The following is a 23952-nucleotide window of genomic DNA, read 5'->3' as shown; positions in this document are numbered from 1 at the left end:
CGGTTAGGCGCGCGAGGCCGCGCCAGATAACAATGCTGCCCGGCGGCGAGTCGCGTCGCCGCTTTCTCCACCTCGCCCATATTGGTCATGCCGATGACAGATCATCGCGAGGCGGTGCGCGCCGCCGTTCAGGCGATCGACAGGCCGGGCCTCGGCTACACCAATATCGGCCGCGGTCTCGCCATGGCGCTGTCGCAATTTCCCGCTGGCGGCGATGTCGAATCGCGCGTGATCCTGCTCGTCTCCGACGGCGCCGCCGTCATCGATCCGCGCATACAAGATCAGCTGCGCGCCGATTTCCGCAAGATCAGGCCCAATCTCTATTGGCTGTTCCTGCGCGCCCGGGGCTCCAAGGGCATCAGCGACAGACCGGCGCCCGGCGAGTCGGACACGCCGCAGGCGCTGCCCGAGCGCCATCTCGATCTCTTCTTCAAATCGCTCGGCATTTCCTACCGCGCCTTCGAGGCGGAAGGCCCCGCCGCGGTGGCGGACGCGATCGCCGAGATCGATCGGCTCGAGCGCCGCCCCTTCCGCTACGCCGAGCGCATTCCGCGCGAGGATTTGACTGACGAGACGCTGCTCGTCGCGGCCATCGCCACATCCTTGCTGTTCGCCGCCAAATTCGCGGAGACCGGCCTCGTGCGGACCGCCAGCGCCCAGGCGCCGCGAGAAAGCGCGAGGAGGTCCGCATGAGCGGAGCGTCGCGCGCCGAAACATTGCGGGCCGGGTGGGAGACGATCGCGCGTCTCACCGCGCGCTGGCGTTCGAGCCTTCTGCTGCCGCTCTTCGGCGTCGCGCTCGCTGGCGCGCTGCAAGGCGCCGCGGCCGCATGGCGCGCGCGCGGACAGGCGCATGGTCCGACGCCGATCAAGGTCGACGAGAAGATCACCGTCTCCGCCGATCCCAAATCCGTCTGGGCGATCGTCGGCCATTTTGGCGCGCTCGACTGGCATCCGGATGTCGCCGGCGTGAAGGCGACGGGCGGCGACGCCATTGGCGCGGCGCGCGAGATCACCTTGCGCAAGGGCGGCGTCGTCACGGAGAGCCTCGACGAATACGACCCGCAGCAGATGAAGCTCGCCTATCGCATGTCGGAGCCCAATCTCGACGCGCTGCCGATCAGCTCCTATTCGGCGACGCTCGCGGTGAGGCCGGCGGCGGCAGCGAGGTGCAATGGTATGGCCGCCTCTATCGCGGCGACACCAGCAATGAGCCGCCGGACAATCTCGACGACGACGCCGCGCGCGAGGCGATGACCACTTTCCTGAAGGACGGGCTGCGGGGCCTCGCCGAGAAGCTGCAGGGCAAGTGAGGATGAGAGCGCGTCTCGCCGTTCTCTGCGCGACGGTGGCGGCGCTGCTCGGGGCCTGCGAGGACACGACCCCGCAGCAGCGGCCGGCCGTCGAGGTGAAGCGCAAGGACGAGTTGCCGAAATGGCTGTCGCCGATCGACCGCGTCGATCCGGCCTATTGGCTCGCCGCGCGCAGAAACGGCGGCGCGCCGGTGGAAGAAGCGCGGGTCACGCGCCTTCGCCAGGCGCTCGACGTCGGCGGCGCGCATTTCGTCGAATCGCCGCGCATGCTCGCCAATCGCGCAGGCCAGCTCGCCGACATGCTCGCCGAAATCGGCGCGCCGGAGGATGAAGCCGAATTGATCGAGACTATCGCGCGCATTTCGGCGGCGACGCGCAGCAAGCAGAGCTTCGGCGACCTCTGCCAGCATTATGTCAATCTGCGAAAGCAGGGCGCGACGCGCGACGCGGCGCTCGCCGAGCTGCTCGAGCGCTATAGCGCGCAGAGCCGCGGGCAATGAGCGAAAAAATGCGAGCCTGAAGGTTCGCGGTCCAGGGCGCGCTCAGGACCGCGAACCTTCAGGCTCGCCTGTGACGCCGCCGCGTCAGCCGCGGTTGTAGACGTCCTGCAGGCGCACGATATCGTCCTCGCCGAGATAGGAGCCGGTCTGCACCTCGATGATCTCGAGGTCGATCTTGCCGGGGTTGCTCAGGCGGTGAATGCAGCCGATCGGCAGATAGACCGATTCGTTCTCGTGAACGAGCAGCGTCTCCTCGTCGCGGCCGACCTCCGCCGTGCCCTTCACCACGATCCAATGTTCGGCGCGATGAAAATGCTTCTGCAGCGACAAGCGCGCGCCGGGCTTCACCACAATGCGCTTCACCTGGTGCCGCTCACCGGAATCGACCGATTGATAAAAGCCCCAGGGGCGGAAAATGCGCTTGTGCTCGCCCGCCTCGCGACGGTTCTCGCGCTTCAGCTGATCGACGAGCTGCTTGACATTGTCGCCATGCTCATGGCCGAGCACGAGCACAGCGTCCTGCGTCGTCACCACCACGACGTCGTCGACGCCGACCACGGTCGTCAGCATGTCGTCCGAGCGCACATGCACATTGCGCGCGTCGCGCACGACGCCATTGCCGCGCACGGAATTTCCTAACTCGTCGCGCTCGGTCAATTCCCACACGGCGCGCCAATTGCCGACGTCCGACCAGCCGATGTCGGCCTCGATCACCGCGGCTTTGCGCGTCTTCTCCATCACTGCATAGTCGATGGAGGTCTTCGGCGCGCACGCGAAAGATTCGGCGTCGAGCACGAGGAAATCGAGATCGCGGCGGCCGGCGTCGATCGCTTTTTCGGCGGCCTCGAAAATCGCCGGCTCGAAATGCGCGATCTCCGCCTGCATCACCTCGGCGCGGAAGATGAAATTGCCGCTGTTCCACAGATAGCCGGAGTCGATATAGCGCTGCGCGGTCTCGCGATCGGGCTTTTCGACGAAAGCGTCGAGCGTGGAAATCTCGCCGGCGAGGCGCTCGCCGGGACGTATATAGCCATAGCCGGTGGCCGGATTGTCGGGCTTGACGCCGAGCGTGACGATATAGCCGTCGGCGGCGGCCGACGCGGCCTTTTTGCAGAGCTCGACGAGGCCCTGCCGGTCGCGCACGACATGATCGGCGGCGAGCACGACGACGATCGTGCCGGGCGAGCGGCGGGCGGCGAGGCCGGCGGCGACGGCGACGGCGGCGGCCGAATCGCGCCGCGTCGGCTCGAGGACGATATCGGCGGAAGCGCCGATTTCGCGCAGTTGATCGGTGATGAGGAAGCGATAATCGACGTTGGAGATGACGACGGGCTTGTCGAACGCTTCGTCCGACAACGTCTCTATGGTCGTCTGGAACGTCGATCTCTCTCCGATGAGGGGAATGAATTGTTTCGGGAGCGTCTCCCGCGATTCGGGCCATACGCGCGTGCCCGCGCCGCCGCACATGATGACTGGAAGAATTTTCGTCATGTATCGCCTTTCAATGGAAGGCCTTGGTTCGCCGCCCTCGTTACGAGACCGCGCACGAAGTATCGCCTACGTTCCTGATGCCGGATCGAAGGGACCCGCTAGCATCGGCTTACGCCAGTGCGCCAAAGATTACGTCAGCAATAGGCCGAACGCCCAGGACTTGGCAAGTCGATGCGATCCCTCCCCGAGCGCGCCGGCGGCCGCTTCGGCATAGGTCGGACATCACCAGTCATTTGAGGCGAAATTTCAGCTCTTGCCCTTTTTTTCGAGCTCGGCCTTGAGCGCCAGCAGCTTGGCGAAGGGCGAATCGGGGTCGGGAAGACGCTCTTTTTCGCGCTTTTCCGGGGCGGAGAAGGAGCCGGGGCGGCGGCGATCGTCCCGCGGCGGCCGATTGTCGCCGCGCGGCTTGCCGCCGCCGGCGCGAAAACCGCTTTCCTTGCGGGCGCCCTCGCCGCGCGGCCTGTGCTCGGCAGCAGCCTCGCCCTCGCCCCCTTCCGGACGGCGTCCGCCCTGGCCGGGCCGCGGCCCACGCTGGCGCTCGCCGGCCGGCCGCGCGGAGCGGCTCTCTTCCTGACCCGGCGCGCCGCCCTGACGCCGGCGCGGCGCCTGCGGGACGTGCCGCTGCAGCGTCCAAACTTCGATCGGCGTCGGCTCGGCCGCGGATTCGGCGTTCGCCTCCGGCGCTTCCGCCCCCGCCTCGGCGGCGACAGCGGGCTCTTCGAGGGCGACGACCGGCTCTTCAGCCACGACAGCCGCCTCTCGCCCCCCTTCCGCATCTCGGGCGTCGGCCGGCGGCTCGACGAGGGGTTCGGCCTCCCGCGGCGGCGCGAGAACTTCCGTCTCTCCCTCGGCGGCCGTCTCGACCAGAGCCGCGCTCGGCTCGGCCGCCGATTCGCTCTCCTCGGCGGCCGGCGTCGGCTGCAGCGGCTCGGTCGAGGCCTTGGCCAGCAGCGGGACGGTGATGGCCGGCCCCGGGCGCTGGGTCGATTGATAGCCGAGAGAGCGCAGGATCGAGGCGAAGGCCTCGCCCGCGCAGCCGGTGAGCGAGGTCATCGCCACAGTGACGACGAATCCCTCGCCGTCGGCGGCGCCGGGCGGCGGATCGCCGGCGGTCACGCCCGGCCGATAGGCGCTCGCCGGGCGGATGAGATCGGCCAGGCGCTCCAGAATATCCACGCGCACCACGCGCTCGCCGCAGACGCGAAAGCCCGCGGCCCGGTAGAAGCCCTTGGAGATCGCCGGATCGGCGGCGAAGGAGGTGCGGCCGGAGGCGGCCAGATGCGGCACCTCCTCGAGGCCCTTGAGATTGTCGAGCCCGCCATGCTTCAAGCCCCACAGCAGCGCGGCGAGCGAGCGTGGCGCCGGTTTCAGCAGCTGCGGCAGATAAAGGTGATAGGCCCCGAAGCGCACGCCCTTCTTGCGCAAAGCGGCGCGGTCTTCCTGGGAGAGCGTCTTGATCTCGCGGGCGACGCGGCTGCGCTCCAACACGCCGAGCTCCTCGGCGAGCTGATAGGCGATCCCGCGCATGACGCCCTCGAGCCCCTCGCCCTTCTCGAGCTCCTCCAGCGCGCCGAGCAGCTTCTTGATATGCTGCGCGAGCCAGAGATCGAGGCGCTGCTGCGCCTTGTCGAGCGCGGCGCCGGTCAATTGCTCGTCGGCGAGCAGCCGCACGGTCGGCGCCAGCACGGCGGCGCCCGGCGCGATCTTGCCGACCGGCTCGCCGAGCCAGCGGATCGTCCCATCGTTGCCGAGCAGGAAGGCGTCGTCCACCGCGTCGAACACGCGCGCGGCGCGCGCCTCGATCTCGCCGGCGAGCGCCTTCTGCGCGGCGGAGTTCAGCGCTTTCGCCGCCTCGCCGGTCGCCTGCGGATCGGCGGTGAAGCGAAATCCCTGCAACTGGCCGACATGCTGACCCTCGACCAATACGTCGCCGGCAGTAGTGATTTCAGCTTCGAGCATCGCATTCTCTCTCAGTCGGCGCATCAGCACGCTGGTGCGGCGATCGACGAAACGCTGCGTGAGGCGTTCGTGCAGCGCGTCGGACAGACTGTCCTCTACCTGACGCGCGACGCTCTGCCAATGCTCTGGATTCTCGAGCCAGCCGGATCGGTTGGCGATGAATGTCCAGGTCCGCACCTGGGCGAGCCTCGCGGAGAGCGTGTGCATGTCGCCGTCGATGCGGTCCACGGCGGCGATTTGCTTTGCGAACCAATCGCCTGGAATACGTCCGCGGCGCACCACATAGCCATAGACGGCGAGCGCCAGCTCCGCATGGGCGGCGGGCGAGGTCTTGCGATAATCGGGAATCTGGCACACGTCCCAGAGTCTCATAATATCTGCATTGGTTTTGGCGTTGCGCCGCACATTGTCGTCGCGCGCGGCCGTCTCGAGGACCATTTGGTCCTCCGCCGTGCGGGCGCGCAGAAGGCATTCGTCCGGCGGCGCGCGCTCGAGCGAATCGACGAGCGCCTCGATCGATTCGAAGTCGAGATCGGCGTTGCGCCATTGCAGCGCGACGAGCGGATCGAACCAATGATTTTCGAGCGCTTCGACGGTCTGCTCGTCGAAGGGCGGGCAGCGGCCGGTGCTGCCGAACGTGCCGTCGTTCATATGCCGGCCCGCGCGGCCGGCGATCTGCCCCAGTTCCGCCGCGGTCAGCCGCCGATGGCGCCAGCCGTCGAATTTGCGGTCGGCGGCGAAGGCGATGTGGTCGACGTCGAGATTGAGGCCCATGCCGATGGCGTCGGTGGCGACGATATAATCGACGTCGCCGTTCTGAAAGAGATCGACCTGGGCGTTGCGCGTGCGCGGGGAGAGCGCGCCGAGCACCACCGCCGCGCCGCCGCGCTGGCGCTTGATCCATTCGGCGATCGCATAGACGTCCTCGGCGGAGAAGGCGACGATCGCGCTGCGCGGCGGCAGGCGCGCCAGCTTGCGCTCTCCGGCGAAGCTCAAGCGCGACAGGCGCGGGCGCGTGAAGATCGGAACCCCCGGCAGCAGCCGCTCGATGAGCGAGCGCATCGTCTCCGCGCCGATGAGCAATGTCTCCCGCCGGCCGCGCCAAAAGAGCAGGCGGTCGGTGAACACATGGCCGCGGTCGAGGTCGGCGGCGAGCTGAATCTCGTCCACCGCGACGAAATCCACGTCGAGATCGCGCGGCATGGCCTCGACGGTCGAGACCCAATAGGCGGGCGCGCGCGGCTTGATCTTCTCCTCGCCGGTGACGAGCGCGACATTCTCTGCGCCCACCCGCTCCGCCACCCGCGCGTAGACCTCCCGCGCGAGGAGGCGCAGCGGCAGACCGATCATGCCCGTCGGATAGGAGAGCATTCGCTCTATGGCGTGGTGGGTCTTGCCGGTGTTGGTCGGCCCCAGAACGGCGGCGACGCCGGCCGTGGACGGGCGCAGGCCCGGCGCGGCCGGTCTCTTGGCCGGTCTCTTGGCGGTGAGCATCGGGCTCATGGCTCTCGATCATATTTCACGCGGAGCCCTTGCGCGAGCCCGCGCCGGGATCGATAGCGGCGATCGTCCCGGATTGGAACGGCGTAGACGAGGCTATTTCACGTTTCGAACAGGCGCCGAACGAATCGCGGCCGAATCGCTGACTCTTTTCGAATCACGCTCTGTTCGCTCGAGATATGGTCACTCCCGGCCCTCCCTGACACTAGAGCTTCCAAATCTCACATTTTGCAGCATGACAATGGGACGCGGCGCTCAAGGGGCGACGCGGACTCCGTCGCGCCTTCTTGTCAACATGCCGATCGCGACATCGCGACGACCGGCTCGTTAAGATTTGGAAACATGCCGGAACGGAGCGCGCACGAATCGGCGATTTCACGGTGTTGCCACGCCGTTCCCACCAGATTTCGCGGCTCTGCGCCGCTGCGCCGCAACATATCGCGCCGCCGTCGCGCGCTCCTCGAGGGCGCGGCGCCGCGCGCGTTTACCACTCTGTCTCGAATTCGGCCGCCGCATCCCCCGTCCCGGCGCTCGCCGCCGCGGCCCCTTCGTCCTCGACGCGCGCCCGCGCTCCGCGGCGGAGCGATTCGCGCCGGCCGACAGGGTTAACGCCATCGCTCGCCCCGCCTCCCCGATCGAGCGCGACATCGGGCCGACGTAAGCCGAGCGTTAACCTTTCGTAAGCCATGATTCGCCGCGACAGCGGCGCGGAGCGGGCGGACGAATTGGCGGAAGACACGCGTAATTCTCGATCGGGCGCGACGGCGCTCGGCTTCGCGCCGAGCGCGCGGGCGCTGCGATTCTTCGCCGTCGGCCTCGTCAACACCGCCTTCGGCTATGCGATCTTCTATCTCGTCTGGCGCGAGACGCTCGACGCGACGATCGCCGCCGCCGTCTCCACCGTGATCGGCGCGCTGTTCAACTTCCTGTCGATCGGGCGACTCGTCTTCGGCTCCAGCGATCCGCGCTTTCTGGGCCGTTTCGTCGCCGTCTATGGGCTTCTCTTCCTCGTCGACGCGCTCGCGCTGAAAGCGCTCGAGCATTATGGCGCGGCGGCGTCGATCGCGCAGGCGGCGCTCACGCCGCTTCTCGCGGCGCTCTCTTATCTCCTCAATCGAGACTTCGTTTTCCGCTCTGGAGGCGGCGGCGCATGAAGACCATCTCCATCGTCACGCCCTGCTACAATGAAGAGCTCAACATCCGCGAATGCCATGCGGCGATCGCGGCGCTGTTCGACGGCGATTTGAAGGACTATCGCCGCGAGCATGTGTTCTGCGACAACGCCTCCACCGATCGCACGGCCGAGATCCTGCGCGAGATCGCCGCCGCCGATCCTTGCGTGAAGGTCATTCTCAACGCCCGCAATTTCGGGCCGATGCGCTCCAACTACAATGGCGTGATGGCGGCGGGCGGCGACGCCGTGCTGCTGCTCATGCCGGCCGATCTGCAGGACCCGCCGGAGCTGCTGCCGCGCTTCGTGAAGCTCTGGGAGGAGGGCGCCGAGATCGTCTACGGCATACGCGAGACGCGCGAGGAGCGCGCCGTCATGCGAATGCTACGCGGGCTCTATTATCGCCTGCTGACGGGAATGTCGGAATTCTCGCTGCCGCCCGGCGTCGGCGACTGCCAGCTCGTCGACCGCAAGGTCGTCGAGGCGATGCGCCGCATCGACGACGTTTATCCCTTCATGCGCATGATGACCTTCGAATGCGGCTTCAGGGCCGTCGGCGTGCCCTACAAATGGACGGCGCGCCGCCGCGGCATATCGAAGAACTCGCTGCTCGCCCTCGTCGACCAGGGGATGAACGGGCTCGTCACATTCAGCCTCGCGCCGCTGCGCTTCGCGCTGTTCCTCGGCGCGGCGATCGCGGCCCTCTCGCTCGCCTACGCATTGGCGAGCCTCGTTCTCGGCCTCGCCTATCATGGCGCGCTCGCGCCGCCCGGCGCGACGACGATGATCGTCGCCGTGTTTTTCTTCGGCGGCGTGCAGCTGTTCTCGATCGGCGTGCTCGCCGAATACATGCTCGCCATTCACGGGCAGGTGCGCAGAAAGCCCGTGGTGTTCGAACGCGAACGCATCAATTTCTAGAGCGTTTCCAGCCGAAATGGACGCCGGTTCGGCGTCGGAAACGCGTCGAAACAAAAGCCCAGGGTCGTCCGGAGGCGAATCTCATGACCGAAGAGCAGACCGCCGATTTCTCGCCGCGATCGTCGAAGGCGGAGAAAACCAATCGCGAGGCCTTCGCGCGCCTCTACGCCGCCTCGCCGATTCCGCCGGCGGAGCTCGTCTATTCCCAGCTCTCGCTCTATCTGAGCCGGCAGGAGCTCTCGCGCACGCTGGCGCTCAGCGACATCTATCGCAACCATGTGCTCGAGGCCAATGGCTCGCTGTTCGAGTTCGGCACCTGCTACGGCCGCACGGCCGCTCTGCTCACCAATCTGCGGGCGATCTTCGAACCCTATAATTTCACCCGCAAGCTCGCCGTCTTCGACACTTTTGCGGGCCTCGCCGGATGTTCGGCCAAGGACGGAACGCACCAATCGGCGCAGGACGGCGCCTATAGCGCCGGCGCGGGATATGAGAACCATCTCGCCGCCGTGCTGCGCCATCACGAATCCGAAGCGCCGATCGCGCATATCGAAAAGCACGAGATCGTGAAGGGCGACGCGGCGCAGACGCTCGACGCTTATCTGCGTCGCCATCCCGAGACGATCGTCGCGCTCGCCTATTTCGACTTCGACATCTACGCGCCGACCAAGGCCTGCCTCGAGCGCCTGCGCCCGCATCTGACGCGGCGCTCCGTGCTCGTCTTCGATCAGCTCAACTGCCCCGAATATCCCGGCGAGACCGTCGCGCTCGCGGAAGTGTTCGGACTGGGCCGCTGCGACATTCGCCGCTCGCCGCTGACGCCTTGGATCTCCTTCGTCGTCGCCGGCGATCTCATCGGGTGAGACTTTGAACGTCCTTCGCCTCCCGCCGTCGGGCGACGCGTCGACGCGGACGCCGCCCTCCGATTCGCCGCCCTTCGATTTCGCCGGCGCCGCTGCGCTCCCGCGCAATCTGCGTCTCCTGCAGGCGGGCGTTCTCGTCTTTCTGCTCGGCGACGTCGCGCTCGCCTTCGGCTTCGGCCGGCTCGCCGCGGCTCCCGTTCTCGCCGGCTGCGCGCTGGCGGCCTGTCTCCTCTTCGCCTTTCGGCCGCGGCCCGGATCCCTGCTCGCGGCGCCCGTCGACGCGAAGCGTCTCGCGGCCTGCGTCGCCCTCGCGGCCGTCCTGCTGCTTCTCGGCGGCGAGACCCATCTCTTCTACGCCAATCTCGACTGGCTCGCGCGCGACGCGGTTCTCTCCGATCTGACGCGCCAGGGCTTCCCGCTCTTCTATCGCTACGGCGGCGAGGATTATCTGCTGCGCGCGCCGCTCGGCATGTATGTCCTTCCCGCCGTCGTCGGACGCTTCGTGGATCTTTCCGCCGCGCATCTCGCTTTGTTCGCGCAGAATGCGCTGCTGCTCGGCCTCTGCCTCTATCTCGTGGCGCTTCTCGCCGGCCGTCGCGTCGCGCCCTTCCTCGCGCTCTTCGTTCTGTTCAGCGGCGTCGATGTGCTGCCGCAGCTCCTGCGCGAAGGGCTGAACATGCCCGGTCATCTCGAATGGTGGAATTCCTCGCTCCAATATTCCTCGCATGTCACGCAATTGTTCTGGGCGCCGAACCATATGCTGCCCGGCTGGTGGATGGCGCTGCTGCTGCTCTTCGTCGCGCGAGGCGAGATCGACCTCGCCGTCCTCGCCATCCTCTTCGCCGCCTCGCTGCTGTGGTCGCCGCTCGCAGCGGCGGGCGCCGCGCCGCTCGCCGCATTTTCCGCGCTGCGGCTCGGCCGCGGCCTGTTCGCGCCGCGCAATCTCGCCGCGGCTTTCGCCGGGCTCCTGTTTCTGCCGATCGCCCTCTATCTCACCATCGACGCCGGCGCGGTGAAGCACGAATGGCTTCTGTTCCTTCCGGGCTTCGCGCTTCTCTACGCCGCCTTCCTGCTGGTCGAGATTCCACATGCGGCGATCGTCTACGCCGCGCGCGCGCGGCTCGCGGCGAGCGACGGCCCGCTGCTCGGCGCCGCGATCGCGGTCCTGCTGCTCCTGCCCTTCTATTCCTTCGGCCCCAACAATGATCTCGCCACGCGCGCCTCCATTCCGGCGCTGTTCCTGCTCGCCTTCGCCTTCGCCGAAATCGCCGTGGCGACGCCGCGCGACGGCGGCCCGCTCGCCTCGGCGATATCGGCGCTCGTGATCGTCTCGGCGGCGACGCCGGCGATAGAGGTCAAGCGCGCGCTCGTCTCGCCCGCTTTTGCGATCAGCGACTGCAATCTGCTCACCAGCTGGCGCAAGAGCGACCCGCATGTCTTTCCGACCAATTATCTCGCGCGCGTCGCGACGGTTCCGCCCTGGCTCGCGGCGCGCGAGGGCGTTCGGCTCGAGCTCGAAGAGCGCCGCTGCTGGCCGGACCACCCGCATCTCCCCGATTCGCGCAAATGACTGGGCGGCGAGGCGAGGCGAGGCCGATGTCCACAGGTTTTCGCTTTTGACTTGGCGCCTTTGACTTGGCGCCGCGCCCGACGCTAGAAACGCGATCCCATCACTTGCGGGCAGGGATAGCGCATGGCGTCGATCGTCGAACGAATCAGCACGGAGCTCTCCGCGAAACCCTGGCAGGTGGAGGCGGCCGTCGCTCTGCTCGATCAAGGTTCGACGGTTCCCTTCATCGCCCGCTATCGCAAGGAGGCGACGGGCCAGCTCGACGACGCGCAGCTGCGCCATCTCGAGGAACGCCTGCGCTATTTGCGCGAATTGGAAGACCGCCGCAAAGCGATACTCGATTCGATCGAGGCGCAGGGAAAGCTCGACGACGCGCTGCGCGCGACGATCATGGAGGCCGACAATAAGGCGCGGCTCGAGGACATCTATCTTCCCTATAAGCCGAAGCGTCGCACCAAGGCGCAGATCGCGATAGAGGCGGGCCTCGCCCCGCTCGCCGAATCTCTGCTCGCCCATCCCGAGCGCGAGCCGAAGGAGCAGGCCGCGCCTTTTGTGAACGCCGAGAAGAACATCGCCGACGCAACGGCGGCGCTCGACGGCGCGCGCGCCATTCTCGTCGAGAGATTCGCGGAGGACGCCGATCTCATCGGCCGTCTGCGCGAGACCTTCTGGACGCAAGGACTCATGAAGTCCAAAGTGCGCGCCGGCAAGGAGACGGCGGGCGCGAAATTCTCCGACTATTTCGATTTCTCCGAGCCGCTAGTGAAGCTTCCTTCGCATCGCATATTGGCGATGTTCCGCGGCGAGAAGGAGGAGGTCCTCGATCTCGAGATGCTCGCGGAGCCGAGCGAAGGCGCCGTCGGCTATGAGGGCCAGATCGCGCAGCGCTTTTCGATCGCCGATCGCGGAAGGCCGGGCGACCGCTGGCTCCTGGACACGGTGCGCTGGGCCTGGCGCACCAAGATCGAATTGCATCTCTCCGTCGATCTGCGCACGCGGCTGTGGCGTTTCGCCGAGGACGAGGCGATTCGCGTCTTCGCGGCGAACTTGCGCGATCTTCTGCTCGCCGCCCCCGCCGGCGCGCGGGCGACGCTCGGCCTCGATCCGGGTTTCCGCACCGGCGTCAAGGTCGCGGTCATCGACAAGACCGGCAAGATCGTCGCGACGACGGCCATTTATCCGCATGAGCCGCAGCGCCGTTGGGACGAATCGCTCTCCGTCCTCGCCAAGCTCGCGCGCGAGCACAAAATCGAGCTCATCGCCATCGGCAATGGCACCGCCTCGCGCGAGACCGACAAGCTCGCCGGCGAGCTCATTTCCAAATTCCCGGAGCTGAAGCTCACCAAGATCGTCGTGTCGGAAGCCGGCGCCTCGGTCTATTCCGCCTCCGAATACGCCTCGCGCGAGTTGCCCGATCTCGACGTCACGCTGCGCGGCGCCGCCTCCATCGCGCGGCGCCTGCAGGATCCGCTCGCCGAGCTCGTGAAGATCGAGCCGAAAGCGATCGGCGTCGGCCAATATCAGCACGACGTCTCCGAGGTGAAGCTCTCCCATTCGCTGGACGCCGTCGTCGAGGATTGCGTCAACGCGGTCGGCGTCGACGTCAACACGGCCTCCGCGCCGCTGCTGGCGCGCGTATCCGGCGTCGGCGAATTGCTCGCTTCCAACATTGTCGCGCATCGCGACGCCAACGGCCCTTTCCGCACGCGCGAAGCCTTGAAGAAAGTGCCACGCCTCGGCCCCAAGGCCTTCGAGCAGAGCGCGGGATTTCTGCGCATCGTCGACGGCGACGATCCGCTCGACCGCTCCGGCGTGCATCCGGAGGCCTATCCGGTCGTGCGGCGCATCCTCGCCGCCGCCAAGACCGACATGAGGCAGATCATCGGCAATGCGACGGAGCTGCGCAAGCTACGGCCCGCGCAATTCGTCGACGAGACCTTCGGCCTGCCGACCGTCACCGACATTTTCGCCGAGCTCGAGAAGCCCGGCCGCGATCCGCGCCCCGCCTTCAAGACGGCGACCTTCCAGGAGGGCGTCGAAAAGATCACCGATTTGAAGCCCGGCATGATTCTCGAGGGCGTCGTCACCAATGTCGCGGCCTTCGGCGCCTTCGTGGATGTGGGCGTGCATCAGGACGGGCTGGTGCATATCTCGGCCATGTCCAAGACCTTCGTGAAGGACCCGCGCGCCGTGGCCAAGCCCGGCGACATCGTCAGGGTGAAGGTGCTGGAGATCGACGCGCCCAGAAAGCGCATCTCGCTCTCCATGCGGCTCGACGACACGCCCGATCAGCGCCAATCCGCTCCGGGTGGCCAGCGCCGCGAGGGCGGCGCCGCGCCGCGCGCGACGCGTCAGCCGGAGCCGCAGAAGGGCGCGGGGGCGCTGGGAGAGGCGCTGCTCGCCGCCATGCGCACGCCGCCGAAGAATGCGAGAGGGTGAAGGGCGGGCGGAAACGAGTTAGACAGCCAAACCGCATATCATATCGATCGGTGATCTCGCGGCTGGACCTGTGACATGCCGTTGGCGGTTAGATTTCCGTCATCTGAGTGTCCACAGTCTTTTTCGCTACATTCTCGAGCTTTTGGGCTCGAAGCGCTGCTAGCGTCTCGCCTCCCGGCGTAACTGCCCAGTCATAGATGCAGATCGCCGACCATCCGGTAACCTTCGTTCCCCACTCATTGAATGACATCGTCTCGCCTGCGAATTCGACCGATTTGGCGTCCTTCACGATGGCTTCCGAGTCGGCGAACCCCTTCAGGGTCAATCTCATACCTGGTGCGACGATCCCCCATTCCATGAGCTTGGACATACGTGGAAGATTTGTCCTACCCTTCTTCGTATCGGGGGCCGAAACGGACTCGCCGGAACCCTCTGGACGCTCCCGGAACTCGATGTAGAAATCCTCGATCTTTTTGGTAGGGATCAGCCTTTCGGCGGCGAGGTAAAGGGGGCCATTGCTGGAGCCTCCAGCCCGGATCGGGTTCAATGAAATGCACGAGATGTCGATGCCATTGGCGCTCATCCACGCGGCGGCAGACAGGGTCTGCTCGTCGAAGGTCGACGAAACGAGCAGGATTCTCTGACGCTTATTGAAGGATTGCGCGGCGCTGTTCTTAGAGAGGAAATCGTTCACGATGCGCTTTCCAAGCTCTTCGAACGTCAAACCCCGAAGATCGAACTCGTGCTCCCATTTCCTGATATAGCGAGCGAAAACCCGCTCGACGAGGTCGTCAACGGTGGCGACCGTCGCGAGGCTGGCGGCATATCGAACCGCTTGGAACTCCATTGCTTCGGTGCGCGACGCCATGTCGGCTGCATCCCTCTTAACCTCGATCAGGACGAGATTGCCATTCCCGTCGAGAGCCACGAGGTCGTTCCTTGCGCCCTTCAGGTTCACGACCTGCTGGCCGACGATAAGAAGGGTTTCGTCGTCCTCTTCCTCGTCGAAGAGGAGCCTGACGTTCTTTCGCAGAAACTCCTCGATCTTCGCCTCGGTCAGGCCGAGGCTATCGAAGCCGACGTTTTCGGCCTCGGTCTCGGCGACGATGTCGTTCGTGGAGGTAAGCGAAATGGGAATGAGCATATCGATTCCTCAAATCTACCGGATTTCAGGATGGCTTGGGCTTCGGCCATTCGGATAGGAAATTTGGCGTGCGTCCAACAACCGCCCGAAAGAGTCCAGCTTCCGGGATGCCAGACAAGCTTTCGCGTCCCAGGAAGCGCGAGCTGGAGCGGGTGAAGGGAATCGAACCCTCGTATTCAGCTTGGAAGGCTGCTGCTCTACCATTGAGCTACACCCGCAGCGACGAAAGATATGCCAAGTCGTGGCCCGCTTGGCAATGGTCGATCCGGCCGCGGAGGCGTCCGCAATGCGCCGATCGGCGCTTTCCCCCTGCAAAGCCGGACGAAAGCGTCCCGGCGGGGGCGCGATCGGCTTGACAGGCTCGCGTTCGATTTCTCATTTGACAGCCGGGCATGGGCAAACTAACCGAGCGCCCGACCAATCTCTTCCCACGGGCGGTCCCACGCCGCTCTACCTCCGAGGATGCAAGGACCGTGGCCAAACCCGAACTCGGCGCCAAGCGCCAATGTCAGTCTTGTGGCGTCAAATTCTTCGATCTGAACAAGGATCCGGTCGTCTGCCCGAAGTGTGGAGCGATTTTCCATGTGGCGACGACGCGGATCGCCGCCCGCCACGCCGATGCGGACGAGACGGAAAGCGAGACCGACGCCGAGGTCGTCTCCCTCGAGGATGTCGAGGCCAGCGAGAACAAGGCCGAGACGATCGATGTGGACGAGGATGTCGAGATCGACGATGCGGTCGAGGAGGACGACACTTTCCTCGAGAATGAGGAGGAGGAAGACGACGACGTTTCCGGCCTCATCGACGGCGACATCGACACGGATGAAGAGGGCTGAGACAAAAATGGCGGCCCCGGTCTCGGGGCCGCCGCTTTTTTTCAGCTTCGCATGCAGCGTTTATTGTTTCGCAGCGGCTTCCGGGAAGGGCGTCGGCGCGGAATAATTCGCCGGCGTCGGCTGCGTCAGCGCGCCGAGGAAGGCGGTGATCGCCTCCACATCCTTCGCGGAGAGAGCGACGCCCAATTGCGTCTTGCCCATCACGCGCACGGCCTGCGGCAGCTCGGCCACCGAGCCGTCATGGAAATAGGGGCCGGTCTTGGCGACATTGCGCAGGCTCGGAACCTTGAAGACATAGAGATCGTCGTCCTTCTTCGTCACATCGGCGCGGCCCTTGTCGGGCTCGGCGACGCCGGTCTCTTTCCAATAATCCGAGACGACGCCGAATTTCGCGAAAGACGTTCCGCCGACGCCGACCCCGTCATGGCAGCCGACGCAGCCGATATCGATGAATTTGCGCAGGCCCGCCTGCTCGGCCGGCGTCAGCGCCTTGGCGTCGCCGTTCAGAAAGGCGTCGAAGCGCGTCGGCTGCGGCAGCGTGCGCTCGAAGGCGCCGATGGCGCTGCCCCAGTTTTTCTGCGTCACCGGGTCGGCCTCGCCCGGGAAAGCCTCGGCGAAGGCTTGTCCATAGCCGGGGATGGAATTCAGCTTGGCGATGACGGCGGCGAAATCCGGATTGCCGAAGCTCACCGCGCCGGTCGGCGATTTTTCCGCCTGCTCCTCGATCGTCTCGCGATCGCCGCGCCAATGCGCCTTGAATTGCAGCGCGGCGTCGAAGATCGTCGGCGCATTGCGCGGATTGATCTTGCCGAACACGCCGAAGGATTTCGGCAGGCCGTCCGCGCCCTGCTTCTCGGGCAGGTGACAATGCGAGCAGCTCACATTGCCGTCGGCGGAGACTCTGGTCTCGAAGAACAGCCGCCGGCCGAGCTCGGCCTGCGGCGTGGCGCCGCTGGGCGTGGCCGGCAAAGGCGCGAAGACGCGCTTGGCGTCGGCGAGGAGCGAGGAATCGGGGCCGGCCGCGAAAGCGGTCGCGGCGGCCACGAGGCCCGCCGCCGCGAGGCCCGTCAGCAATGCAGATTTTCTGAAAGACGTCATGATGGTCCGCCGTTTTCTCGAAGCGGGAGCTCGGGCTCCGGCGCGCGCATCCTGTATCGATTTGTAAGACCCGGCAAGGCCGCGCCGCGCGAAAACACATCTGGCCAATAGGATTCTCCGCGCGGGAGAAGCGTCATCGCGTGGAGCGCAGCGACGAAGCGATCCGGGGGGCCGCCCCCATGGCCGGAGGATTTCGCTCCGCTCGCAATTGACGCGGCGGAGGCGGCGATGAAGAACGCAAAAAGCAACGAGCCGGTAAGAAGGCCGCCCCGTGGGGAGCGGGCTTCTTACCGGCTCGCAGAATTCATCCGCACGCTGAGCGGCGGATCGCGCGAAATCCGGATTCAGATCTCGGCGGATTCGTAGCTGGTGATTTCCATGCCGACGCAGATTTCGACGATCACCGGGGCGGTCCAAGCCATGTTCATCTCCTCCGTTCGAATATATCGCCCTGTTCGGGGCGAGCGTCTCATCCTGCTTCTCGCTGCTTTGTTGCTTGGCCGCATGAGCCGGCAGGTTTGAGCTGGGCGATTGAGTAGCATGAAGGCATTTCCCGCGCAATTCGGCATTTTGAGACAGCTCGCGTTCAAATCCTCCCGCGGTAACTGCAAAGATTTGAAAGTGCGGGGGAGCGCGCCCGAGCGCCGGCTCTTTGCCGCGTCCGCGTCGGGCAATTCTCCCATGAGTCGATCGGGTTCTGGCGGCGGATACGGCCGTGCGGCCGTCATTGCGAGGAGCGTAGCGACGAAGCAATCCAGAGCCGCCCCACGGCCATGGATCGCTTCGCTTCGCTCGCGATGACGGTCCAGGCGTTCGGTTGGAGAGCTTCACGCCGGAAGCAGCACCTCGCCCTTGCCGAACACAGCCGTGTCGCCGGCGAAGCGCTGCAGCCGGCCGGAGAGCAGGCGCGCCGCGCCGCGGCTCTCGGGGGCGAGCGATTTGGCGAAGAGCTTGGCGAAGCCGAGGCTATGGGCGCCGCAATCGACATAAGTCGGACCGAGCTCGCGCGGCTCAGAGAGCACGATCGACGCGCGCTTGTTGAGATAGCCGATGCGCTCGCCCGCCGCCGTTCCGAGCACGATGATCGTGCCGGCGATGGCCCGCGAGCCCAAATCCTCGCCGGCGTCGCCCTCGACGATGATGATGCCGCGGCGCAGCCGATCGCCGGCGCGCGCGCCGACGCTGCCGCGCACGATCACGCGGCCGCCGGACATGCCGGGAATTTCGCCGGCGAGCGGGGCGCCCAGAAAATCGCCGGCGTCGCCATAAATATCGATATGAGCGCCCGCCGATTGCGAGGCGACATAGGGGCCGGCGTCGCCGGCCACTGTGATCGTCCCGCCCTTGGCGGCGCGGCCGAGCTGCGCGCCGACATCGCCCTCGACATGAATGTCGAAGCCCGGCAGCAGCTTGGCGCCGAGAAGATCGAAACGGTCGGAGCCGCCGTCGAAGCGCACCGAGGTCACGTCGCCGAGCTTGACTTTGAAGATGTCGCCGACGGTCACGGTCTCGCGCGTGGTGCCGATGGAAATCGCCTCGATCTCCTTGGCCGAGCGGCCGACGAGCCGATCGGGCGTCAGGGACGAGAGGTCGAGCCGCTGGTCGGGCTCGGCTTTCAGCGTGAAGAGAAGCGGCTTCACTTACACGAGATCCTTCAGATGATAGTGGAAGGGGCCGAGTTTCCCGCCGTAATTGCCGGCGCCGACGCGTTTCGCGCCATTCTTGGGGCCGAGCGCGACGATCGCCTTGATGCCGGCGCGCATCGCGGCCGCGACCGCCTCGCTGGTCAGACCGTCGATGACGATCTCCAGCACGCAGCCGATATCGGCGTCGAGCGCGCTATTGGTCGCGCCGCGCAGCGTGGGGCAATAGGCGTCATTGGTCGAGGCGCCCATGCCCTTATATTTCGAGCCGACCTTGGAGCCGGAGCGCACCACGCCGCCGGGGAAGGGCGCGATGGCGTCGGGCGTCTCGTGGACGGCCTCGACCGCGGCCTCGGTGGCGCGCATCGTCTTGGCCCAATCCTCGCCCATGATGAGCAGATTGCCGCCGCCGACCGATTTCTTGGTGAGACCGACGGAAGACTCCACCAGAAATTCGCCGTCCATCACCGGCACGCGCCAATAGCGGCGCCCGTCGATGACCTTGGAAATCTGCCATTTGTCGCCGAATTGGCGCATGGAGTCGCCGACCTTGATCTTCGCCTCGCCGTCGAAGGCGGAGAAGACCGCGCTGCCCGGACAGGTCAGCACGCATTGGCCGATGCGATTGACCAGCGCCTTCTCGACGCTCTTGGGCGAGAAGCCGAACAGCAGCACGCGCACGCCGGGCCGTCCGTCCGGCGTCTCGCGCGTCGACAATTCGCGATCTATGCCGGCCTCGCAGTCGCAGCCGATGACCGAGGTGGCGTAGCCGGTCATGGTGGCGGCGGCCTGCAGGGCCCATTTGCGCGTCGGCGCGGTGATGACGACGCCGGAGCCGGTCATCGGAAAGGCTTCGGCGAAACTCTCGTCGATGCGGATTCCCTTGCGAATCAGCTGTGGCATGGGACCTCCGCGAAGACGGCCGTCGCGGGAAGCGCCGCGTCCTGAACCTCGAACAGGGCGCGCGGCAGGCCGTAGAGTTCGTCGTAATATTTGTCGAGGCGGTCGTCGATCGCCCGGTCGTATTCCGGCCGCACGCGTAGCGTCCTTCCCTTGGTGTAATGCGTGACCTTGCCGTCGCGCACGACGAGATTGCCGTCCTTGAAGACATAGGCCGCATTGCGGAACATGGCGGCTTTGTCGGTCTGCAGCTCATAGACGGCGATATCGGCCACCGCGCCAGCCCCGAGCTGGCCCCGATCCTCGAAGCCATAGAGCTTGCGCGGCGCCGCGCGAGTCATCGTCGCGATCTCATAGAAGCTATATTCGCGCTTCAATGCCGGCAGATTGGTCAACTCCAGCACATCGTCCGGCAGGCGCGCGCAATATTGCGCGCGCTTGTCGGCGCTCATCAGCAGCGCGAGCACTTCCGGATAGGTGGTGAAGGGCGCGCCGTTCGGATGGTCGGTGGTGAAGAACACCTGCATCGGATCGTCGACGAGAAGGAACAGCTCGAGCCCCGCCGCCCATTGCACCGCATTGAAGAAGTCCGACACGCGGTACGAATAGGGCACGACGCCGAGCCCGTTGGAATCGCCGTCGAAGATGACGCCCTTCTTCGGCCGCCCGCCGGGCAGGCTGTTGAACTGCTTCATCACATCCGAGGAGATCGTCACAATGTCGGCGAACATCACTTGGCCGACGTCGACGGTGACATTCTTATTGGCGTTGATCTTCTCGGCGAATTGCGCCGCCGCCGAGGAGAAGCCGTTCTTGCCCTCGGTTCCATAGGCGTAGAACTGCACATGGGCGAGATGCAGCGGCAGGCCCTGCGAAGCGTCGATCGTCGCCAGCGCGGTCTCGACATTGCCGGGCAGGCCGAGATTGTTCATGTGCAGATGCAGCGGATGGCGGATCTTCGTCGCCACCACCGCCTGCTGCAGCTTCTGGAAGATCTGACGCGAGGTGAGGCCGTATCCCGGCGCCTCGTCGTCGAGCGAGAAATGGCGGATATTCTGCTTGAAAGCGTCGACGCCGCCGGCGTTCACGCATTTGACGCCGATCGCTCGCGTCGCCTCCAGCGTCGCGCCGATATAGTCGACGACCGAATCCTGGCTCTCCCCGTCGCGGAAGGCGGAGAGCAGGAAGTCCTCATTGCCGAGGACCGTCAGGAGACCCTTGTCGATGATCGGAATATCGGCGAGCTCGAGATGGGCGTGCAGCGCGTGATGGGGCGACACCGCCGGCTCGATGACCGTGGTGTAGCCCATTTGCGCATAGAGTCGGCCGGTCTCGAAGGTGGACCAGCCGGCCGTCGAGAGCGGCGTGTTGGCGGGCCGCGGCCGATGGGCGCGATGCGCCTCCGGCAGCAGCAGGCGCGCCGTGTTCACGCCGCCGCCGGCGATATGGGAGTGGATGTCGATTGCGCCGGCCATGACGACATGGCCAAAGACGTCGTGCTCGACGTCCGGCGTGCGACCCACGGGCGGCGCGATGATGCGGCCGTCCTCGAAATAGAGGTCGCCGACGCCATCGACGCCGTTGACGGGGTCGACGATATGACCGCCGTAGAGACGCGTCAGCATGGCGCGTCCTCCCAATGGCGAATCATTTGCGACATGCGACCTCCGCATAGCGGCTTCTACCGGCGAGCGCCGCCTCGGGCACGTCGAAGATCGAGCGCGAGAGGCCGTAGAGCTGGTCGTAATAGGCGTCGAGACGCTTCTCGATCGCGCGGTCGTAGCCGGGACGCACGCGCAGAGTCTTGCCCTTGGTGTAGCGCGTCACGGAGCCGTCGCGCACGACGAGCTCGCCGTCCTTGAACACATAGGCGGCGTTGCGGAACATGCCGGCCTTGTCGGTCTGCTGCTTATAGACGGCGATATCGGCGATGGAGCCGGCGTCGAGCCGGCCGCGATCGGCGAAGCCATAGAGCCGCGCCGGTCCGGCCCGGCTCATGAGAGCGATCTCATAGAGCGAATATTCGCGATTGATCGATGGGAGAGTCGTCATCTCCAGAACATCGGCCGGCAGGCGCTCCATCCATCGCGCGCGCAGCTCGGCGCTCATCAGCAGCGCGAACAGCTCCGGATAGGTGGTGAAGGGGCCGCCATTGGGATGGTCGGTGGTGAAGAAGACCTGCAGCGGATCGTCGATCAGCAGGAACAATTCGAGCCCCGCCGCCCATTGGATCGCATTGTAGTAGTTGGAGATGCGATAGGCGTAGGGCACGACGCCGCCGCCATTGGCGTCGCCGTCGAAGATCACGCCCTTCTTCGGGATCGCGCCCGACAGGCTGTTGAACTGGCGCAGCACGTCGGAGGAGATGGTCACCGTGTCGCCGAACATCACCGCCCCGACATCGACAGTGATGTTCTTATTGGCGTTGATTTTGGCCGCGAGAGCAGGGGCCGCCGAGGAGAAGGCGTTCTTGCCGTCGACGCCATAGGCGTAGAATTGCACATGAGCGAGATGCATCGGCAGGCCCTCGGCGGCGTCGATCGTCGCGAGCGCGGTCTCGATATTGCCGGCGATGCCGAGATTGTTCATGTGCAGATGCAGCGGATGCGGAATGCCGACCGTCTGCGTCGCCTTCTGCAGCGATTTGAAGATCTGCCGCGAGGTCACGCCATAGAAGGGCACGATCTCGTCGAGGCCGAAGGCGCGCATATTCTGCTTGAAGGCGTCGGCGCCGCCGGGATTTATGCATTTGAGGCCGAGCGTGCCCGTCGCCTCGACGGTCTGCGCGACATAATCGGCGATGGCGGTCTCGCTCTCCCCCTCGCGCAGCGCGCCGAGCAGGAAGTCGTCATTGCCGAGCACGGTCAGCGCGCCCTTGTCGATGATCGGAACGTCGCCGAGCTCCAAATGCGCGTGCAGCGCGTGATGCGGCGCGACGGCGGGCTCGACCACTGTGGTGAAGCCCATCTGCGCATAGAGGCGGCCGGTCTCGAAGGTCGACCATTTGGCGGTCGAAAGCGGCGTTCCGGCAAGGCGCGCGCGGATCGAGCGGTGCATCTCGGGCAGCAGCAGCCGCGCCGAGTTCACATTGCCGCCGGCGATATGGGAGTGGATGTCGATCGCGCCGGCCATGACGATATGGCCGGAGACGTCATGGTCCTCGTCCGGCTCGCGGCCCGGGGGCGGGGCGACGATGCGCCCATCCTCGAAATAGATGTCGGCGACCCCGTCGACGCCGTTCACGGGATCGACGACATGGCCGCCGCGCAGACGGATCAGCACGGCAAGTCCTCCGAAAATCTGGCGCTGATGGCGGCGATCGCCTCGGCGACGGTCGGCAGCTCGGCCGGCGCTTTCGCACGCCGCAACACCATAGAGCTCGTCTCCTGCGCGAATTCCACCGCGTCGTAATTCTCGCCGGGTTTTCCGACGGCGATGAACAGGCCGCGCTTCGTCGCGGCGCCCGGGGGCCCGAGCGTCACCACGGGGATGTCGGCGTCCTCCCATGGCGGCGGCTCGCCGTCATAGGCGGAGATCCACAGCGCCGCGTCGGCCTCCCCGCTCTCGACGAGGCGGCGCGCCTCGAAGCGCCAGGCGTCATGTTCAGGATAGCCGCGGCCGAAGCCGGTGCGCGGCGGAAAGCCGGTCATCCAGGCGGAGGTCTGCAGCACGCCGGTCGCGCCGGAACGGCCGCCGATCGGCACGCCGGTGAAGCGCGTCGTCCCGTTGAGCTCTGTGATCATGCCCTGCAGCATTTCCACCATCAGCGAATCGAGCCCGGCCGCCGCCCAGACGGCGACGCCGAAACGCGCCGATTTCAGCGCCTCGGCCGCGGCGTCGAGCTTCTTGGTCGCGGCCGCCGAGAGCGCTGTCGGACGCCCGCCGACGCGCGCCCGCAGCGCCGCCAGAACGCCCGGAAGCTCCGCCTCTGTCGCGGGGATGGTCTCGACCTCGACGCCCTCGATCTTGGCCTCGCCCCGCTTGGGGCCCACCCAGATCACGCGGCGCTTGGTCTTGCCGCCGTGGACGGTCTCCTTGTCGAGCGCCAGACGCTCGAAGATCGCCGGCCAATAGCCCGTGAGCCCCGATCCGACCAGCAGCGCGAGATCGGCGCGCACGCGCGCCTCATTGGGCGTCGTCACGAAAATTCCCGCCGAGCGGACGACCTCGAGGTCGGTCAGCGAATCGCGCGAGGCGAGATGATCGAATGCGCCACGCAGCCGCTCGGCCAGCAGGATCGCCGCCTGGGCGCCCGCCACATCGGCCCCGAGCCCGGCCACCAAGGGAAAATTCGCGGCCTGCAGAATTTTCGCGGCTTGTTCGTAGGCGTCTTCGGAAGAAATGGACTTACCGTCGAGCGTCGCGTTGCTCATCGCCTCAACCGATGTTTCCACCATGCTCGGGTTTGCGCCCGCGCTTTTTTGTCCGCTCCCGGCGCGACGGCCGAAGGCGAAGGCAAGAGCGGCGCGGCCCCTCGCCGGAGCCCGCGTCGCGCGCTATGCCTATCAGCCGCGGCGCAGGAAGTCGAGACATCGTCGCGCCTCAATTCTATTCTCCGAGTGCAGGCCCGAAAAATCGGGCGCCGTCATTGCTTCGCTCCGCTCGCAA

17 protein-coding genes, 1 tRNA gene and 2 pseudogenes are annotated in these 23952 nt (G+C 66.1%); 9 read left to right on the top strand and 11 right to left on the bottom strand.

Annotated features, from left to right (window positions below; translation table 11 throughout):
• Nucleotides 1-54 precede the first annotated feature (54 nt).
• The 3 genes and pseudogenes from Mspo_RS05945 to Mspo_RS05935 form a co-directional block, all read left to right on the top strand.
• Nucleotides 55-693 (top strand): annotated as a pseudogene (locus Mspo_RS05945) (vWA domain-containing protein); the annotation flags it as partial.
• Nucleotides 694-809: 116 nt separating this feature from the next.
• Nucleotides 810-1312 (top strand): annotated as a pseudogene (locus Mspo_RS05940) (SRPBCC family protein).
• Between the two features lie 2 nt (nucleotides 1313-1314).
• Nucleotides 1315-1812: a hypothetical protein gene (locus tag Mspo_RS05935; protein ID WP_159727813.1), complete on the top strand. Its 498-nt coding sequence runs from the start codon at nucleotides 1315-1317 to the stop codon at nucleotides 1810-1812.
• A gap of 84 nt (nucleotides 1813-1896) precedes the next feature.
• Here the strand turns inward: Mspo_RS05935 and Mspo_RS05930 are convergent, their stop codons facing one another.
• Entirely contained in the window at nucleotides 1897-3303 is a 1407-nt protein-coding gene (locus tag Mspo_RS05930) for a mannose-1-phosphate guanylyltransferase/mannose-6-phosphate isomerase (protein WP_159727811.1), read from the bottom strand.
• Between the two features lie 246 nt (nucleotides 3304-3549).
• Nucleotides 3550-6756 carry a helicase-related protein gene (locus Mspo_RS05925; protein ID WP_159727983.1) on the bottom strand — a complete coding sequence of 1069 codons (3207 nt, stop codon included), beginning with the start codon at nucleotides 6754-6756 and terminating at the stop codon, nucleotides 3550-3552.
• A gap of 731 nt (nucleotides 6757-7487) precedes the next feature.
• On the opposite strand from Mspo_RS05925, the gene Mspo_RS05920 reads away from it, so the two are divergent.
• From Mspo_RS05920 to Mspo_RS05900, 5 genes are all read left to right on the top strand, one after another.
• Nucleotides 7488-7916, top strand: a complete 429-nt coding sequence (locus tag Mspo_RS05920) for a GtrA family protein (protein ID WP_159727809.1) — start codon at nucleotides 7488-7490, stop codon at nucleotides 7914-7916.
• Nucleotides 7913-8851, top strand: coding sequence for a glycosyltransferase family 2 protein (locus Mspo_RS05915; protein WP_159727807.1), 939 nt, complete (start codon nucleotides 7913-7915; stop codon nucleotides 8849-8851). The genes Mspo_RS05920 and Mspo_RS05915 overlap by 4 nt, the downstream gene beginning before the upstream one ends.
• Nucleotides 8852-8934: 83 nt before the next feature.
• Nucleotides 8935-9714: a crotonobetainyl-CoA--carnitine CoA-transferase gene (locus Mspo_RS05910; RefSeq protein ID WP_159727805.1), complete on the top strand. Its 780-nt coding sequence runs from the start codon at nucleotides 8935-8937 to the stop codon at nucleotides 9712-9714.
• Nucleotides 9715-9718: 4 nt separating this feature from the next.
• Entirely contained in the window at nucleotides 9719-11284 is a 1566-nt protein-coding gene (locus Mspo_RS05905) for a hypothetical protein (RefSeq protein ID WP_159727803.1), read from the top strand.
• 123 nt (nucleotides 11285-11407) lie between these two features.
• Nucleotides 11408-13723, top strand: a complete 2316-nt coding sequence (locus tag Mspo_RS05900) for a Tex family protein (RefSeq protein ID WP_159727801.1) — start codon at nucleotides 11408-11410, stop codon at nucleotides 13721-13723.
• A gap of 88 nt (nucleotides 13724-13811) precedes the next feature.
• On the opposite strand, the gene Mspo_RS05895 is transcribed toward Mspo_RS05900, so the two are convergent.
• Both Mspo_RS05895 and Mspo_RS05890 read right to left on the bottom strand, forming a co-directional pair.
• Entirely contained in the window at nucleotides 13812-14867 is a 1056-nt protein-coding gene (locus Mspo_RS05895) for a hypothetical protein (protein ID WP_159727799.1), read from the bottom strand.
• Nucleotides 14868-15011: 144 nt separating this feature from the next.
• Nucleotides 15012-15085, bottom strand: a tRNA-Gly gene (locus Mspo_RS05890).
• 255 nt (nucleotides 15086-15340) lie between these two features.
• On the opposite strand from Mspo_RS05890, the gene Mspo_RS05885 reads away from it, so the two are divergent.
• Nucleotides 15341-15703, top strand: a complete 363-nt coding sequence (locus tag Mspo_RS05885) for a TIGR02300 family protein (protein ID WP_159727797.1) — start codon at nucleotides 15341-15343, stop codon at nucleotides 15701-15703.
• A 60-nt stretch (nucleotides 15704-15763) separates the two neighbouring features.
• On the opposite strand, the gene Mspo_RS05880 is transcribed toward Mspo_RS05885, so the two are convergent.
• From Mspo_RS05880 to Mspo_RS19830, 7 genes are all read right to left on the bottom strand, one after another.
• Nucleotides 15764-16801, bottom strand: coding sequence for a cytochrome-c peroxidase (locus tag Mspo_RS05880; protein WP_159727795.1), 1038 nt, complete (start codon nucleotides 16799-16801; stop codon nucleotides 15764-15766).
• A 344-nt stretch (nucleotides 16802-17145) separates the two neighbouring features.
• Nucleotides 17146-17274 carry a pyrroloquinoline quinone precursor peptide PqqA gene (pqqA, locus tag Mspo_RS19835; protein ID WP_244613179.1) on the bottom strand — a complete coding sequence of 43 codons (129 nt, stop codon included), beginning with the start codon at nucleotides 17272-17274 and terminating at the stop codon, nucleotides 17146-17148.
• A gap of 354 nt (nucleotides 17275-17628) precedes the next feature.
• Entirely contained in the window at nucleotides 17629-18441 is an 813-nt protein-coding gene (locus Mspo_RS05870) for a formylmethanofuran dehydrogenase subunit C (protein WP_159727793.1), read from the bottom strand.
• Nucleotides 18442-19347, bottom strand: coding sequence for a formylmethanofuran--tetrahydromethanopterin N-formyltransferase (fhcD, locus tag Mspo_RS05865; protein ID WP_159727791.1), 906 nt, complete (start codon nucleotides 19345-19347; stop codon nucleotides 18442-18444).
• A complete protein-coding gene (locus Mspo_RS05860; RefSeq protein WP_159727789.1) occupies nucleotides 19335-20969 on the bottom strand; it encodes a formylmethanofuran dehydrogenase subunit A in 1635 nt (544 codons plus the stop codon). Before Mspo_RS05860 ends, fhcD begins: the two co-directional genes overlap by 13 nt.
• 22 nt (nucleotides 20970-20991) lie before the next feature.
• Nucleotides 20992-22626 (bottom strand): formylmethanofuran dehydrogenase subunit A, encoded by a 1635-nt coding sequence (locus Mspo_RS05855; RefSeq protein ID WP_244613178.1) that lies wholly within the window; start codon nucleotides 22624-22626, stop codon nucleotides 20992-20994.
• Nucleotides 22620-23717, bottom strand: a complete 1098-nt coding sequence (locus Mspo_RS19830; RefSeq protein WP_244613176.1) for a formylmethanofuran dehydrogenase — start codon at nucleotides 23715-23717, stop codon at nucleotides 22620-22622. Before Mspo_RS19830 ends, Mspo_RS05855 begins: the two co-directional genes overlap by 7 nt.
• Nucleotides 23718-23952 lie beyond the last annotated feature (235 nt).

Source organism: Methylosinus sp. Ce-a6 (assembly GCF_009811655.1).
Taxonomy (GTDB): domain Bacteria; phylum Pseudomonadota; class Alphaproteobacteria; order Rhizobiales; family Beijerinckiaceae; genus Methylosinus.
This window is presented reverse-complemented; position numbering and strand designations above follow the sequence as displayed.